This window comes from Streptomyces europaeiscabiei (genome assembly GCF_001550375.1).
In the GTDB taxonomy this organism is placed as follows: domain Bacteria; phylum Actinomycetota; class Actinomycetes; order Streptomycetales; family Streptomycetaceae; genus Streptomyces; species Streptomyces europaeiscabiei.
This window is the reverse complement of sequence record NZ_LRTR01000577.1, coordinates 1-3360: the sequence shown is the minus strand read 5'-3', so window position 1 is coordinate 3360 and position 3360 is coordinate 1. Positions and strand designations below refer to the sequence as shown.

General features: G+C 75.0%; 1 protein-coding gene. It reads right to left on the bottom strand.

What is annotated here, in order from left to right; translation table 11 throughout:
• Positions 1-3360: type I polyketide synthase (locus AWZ10_RS27765; RefSeq protein WP_159058361.1), on the bottom strand; the 3360-nt coding region annotated here is incomplete at both ends.

The following is a 3360-nucleotide window of genomic DNA, read 5'->3' as shown; positions in this document are numbered from 1 at the left end:
CAAGGGGGGCGGCGGCGGCTGCCGGGGTGTCGCCGAGGGTGCCCTCGGCGTGCCGGGTCCAGGGGTCCTGGGCGGTGTCGCCGCCGGTGGCGGGCCGGGAGTGCACGGTCAGGGCTCGGTTGCCGTCGCCGTCGGGTGCGCCGACGGCGACCTGGAGGTGGACGCCCGCGTGCTCGGGGAGGACCAGCGGGGTCTGCAGGGTGAGGTCGGTGATGCGGGCGGCTCCGACGTGGGCGCATGCCTCCATGGCGAGGTCGAGGAAGGCGGTGCCGGGGAAGAGGACACGGCCGGCGAGCGCGTGGTCGGCGAGCCAGGGCCGGTCCTGGACGGAGACGGTTCCGGTCAGGACGACTCCGGAGCCGTCGGCGAGGGGGACGGCCGCTGTCACCAGCTGGTGGCCCACCGGTTCCAGGTCGGTGCGGAGGGTGTCGGCGCCGGTGCTCTCCAGCCAGTAGGTGCGTCGCTGGAAGGGGTAGGTGGGCAGGTCGGTGCGGCGGGCTCCGGTGGGGGCGAACCAGCTGTCCCAGTCGACGCGGTGGCCGTGGGTGTGCAGCCGGGCCAGGGCGGAGGCCAGTGACGCTCCCTCCTCGGTGTCCCGGCTCAGGGTCGGCACGAGGGTGGCGTCGTCCTCGACGCAGTCGCCGGCGAGCGCGGTGAGGACGTCACCCGGTCCGATCTCGACATAGGTGGTGATGCCCTGTTCCTCCAGGGCGCGGATGCCGTCGCGGAAGCGGACGCCCGCACGGACCTGACGCACCCAGTAGGCGCCGTCGAGGGGTTCGTCGGCGGTGACGGGGCGTCCGGTGAGGGTGGACACCACCGGCACGGCGGGGGTGGCGTGGCCGAGCTCCGCGGTGTGCGCGGCGAACGTGTCGAGCATGCCGTCCATGTGGTGCGAGTGGAAGGCGTGGCTGACCTTGAGGCGGTGCGTCTTGCGGCCCTGGGCGGCCAGTTCGGCGGCGACCGCGAGGACGGCGTCCTCGTCGCCGGACAGAACGGTGGCGAGCGGACCGTTGAGTGCGGCGACGGCGACCCGGCCCTCGTGGGCGGCGAGCAGCGGGGCCACCTCGTCCTCGCCGGCCTGGACGGACACCATGGCGCCGCCCGCCGGGAGGTCCCCCATCAGGGTGCCGCGTACGGCGACGAGGCGGCAGGCGTCCTCCAGGGTGAGGACGCCCGCGACATGGGCCGCGGCGATCTCGCCCACGGAGTGGCCGAGCAGCGCGTCGGGCCGTACGTCCAGGCTCTCCAGGAGCCGGTACAGGGCGACTTGGACGGCGAAGAGCGCGGCCTGGGTGTAGGCGGTGCGGTCGAGCAGGGCGGCTTGCGGGGTGCCCGGCTCGGCGAACATCACGTCCCGCAGCGGCTGGTCGAGGTGGGCGTCGAGGTGGGCACAGACCTCGTCGAGGGCGTCGGCGAACACCTCGTACCGCTCGTACAGGGTGCGGCCGGCGGCTGCCCGCTGGGCGCCCTGACCGGAGAAGAGGAAGGCCGTCCTGCCGCCGCGGGCCCGGCCGGTGACGAGGAGCGGGTTCTCGCGTCCCTCGGCGAGGGCGGTGAGCGCCTCGGCGAGGGCGTCGGTGCCGTCGGCGACGACGGACGCCCGGTCGTCGTGGTGGGCGCGGGTGGTGGCCAGGGACAGGGCGAGGTCGGCCGGCTCCGCCTGCGGGCGGGCGGCGATGTGGTCGAGGAGGAGCCGGGCCTGGGCGCGCAGTGCGGCGGTGCCGCGGGCGGACAGCAGCCAGGCCAGGGCACCGGAGGGGGTGCCGGCCGGGCGCGGCTCCGTGGGAGCGGGGCTGTCCGGTTCCTGGAGGATGACGTGGGCGTTGGTTCCGGAGACGCCGAAGGAGGAGACGCCCGCGCGGCGCGGGGTGTCACCGGGCGTCCAGTCACGCTCCTCGTGCAGCAGGCGTACGGCGCCGGAGGACCAGTCGATGTGCGGGGAGGGGGCGTCGGCGTGCAGGGTGCGCGGCAGGACGCCGTGCCGCATCGCCATCACCATCTTGATCACGCCCGCGACGCCGGACGCGGCCTGGGTGTGGCCGATGTTGGACTTCAGCGCGCCCAGCCACAGCGGGCGTTCGGCGGGCCGGTCCTGGCCGTAGACGGCGAGCAGGGCTTGGGCCTCGATGGGGTCGCCGAGGGTGGTGCCGGTGCCGTGCGCCTCCACGGCGTCCACGTCCTTGGGAGAGAGCCCGGCGGAGGCCAGCGCCTGCCGGATGACGCGCTGCTGGGCCGGTCCGCTGGGCGCGGTCAGGCCGTTGGAGGCGCCGTCCTGGTTGACGGCGGTCGCGGCGACGGTGGCGAGCACGGGATGCCCGTGGCGGCGGGCGTCGGAGAGGCGCTCCAGCAGGAGCAGGCCGACGCCCTCGGCCCAGCCGGCGCCGTCGGCCTCGGCGGAGAACGGCTTGCAGCGTCCGTCGGGCGACAGGGCGCGCTGCCTGCTGAACTCGACGAAGGTGTCCGGGGTGGAGATCACGGTGACGCCGCCGGCCAGGGCGAGTTCGCACTCTCCGGACCGCAGTGCCTGCGCGGCGAGGTGCAGGGCGACGAGGGAGGAGGAGCAGGCGGTGTCGACGGTGACGGCCGGGCCTTCCAGGCCGAAGGTGTAGGCGATGCGGCCGGAGGCGACGCTGCCGGCGCTGCCGGTGGCGAGGTAGCCCTCCAGTCCCTCGGGGGCGCGGCGGGCGCGGCTGCCGTAGTCGTTGTAGTTGGAGCCGATGAACACGCCCGCCCGGGCGCCGCGCATCCGGTCGGGTTCGATCCCGGCGCGTTCGAACGCTTCCCAGGAGGTCTCGAGGAGCAGCCGGTGCTGCGGGTCGATGGCGACGGCCTCGCGGGGCGCGATTCCGAAGAACGCGGGATCGAACTCGGCCGCGTCGTGCAGGAATCCGCCGTGCCGGGTGTACGAGTGGCCGGTGCGGTCGGGGTCGGGGTCGTAGAGGTGGTCGACGTTCCAGCCGCGGTCGGCGGGGAAGGGGGTGATGGCGTCGGTGCCTTCGGCGACCAGTCGCCACAGGTCTTCCGGGGAGGTGACGTCGCCGGGGAAGCGGCAGCTCATGCCGACGATGACGACGGGGTCGTCGTCGACGGCGGCCGTCGGTAGCTGCGGCAGGGGTTCGGCGGTCGCGTCGGCGGCGAACAGCTCTCGGTCCAGATGGGCGGCGAGGGCGTTCGCGGAGGGGTGGTCGAAGGCGAGGGTGACGGGCAGGCGCAGCCCGGTGGCCTCGGCGAACCGGTTGCGCAGTTCGACCGCGGTCAGTGAGTCGAAGCCGAGGTCCCGGAAGGCACGCCCGTCGGGGACGGCGTCGGGGTCGGCGTGCCCGAGGACGGCGGCGGCCTGCGCGCGGACCTCGGCGA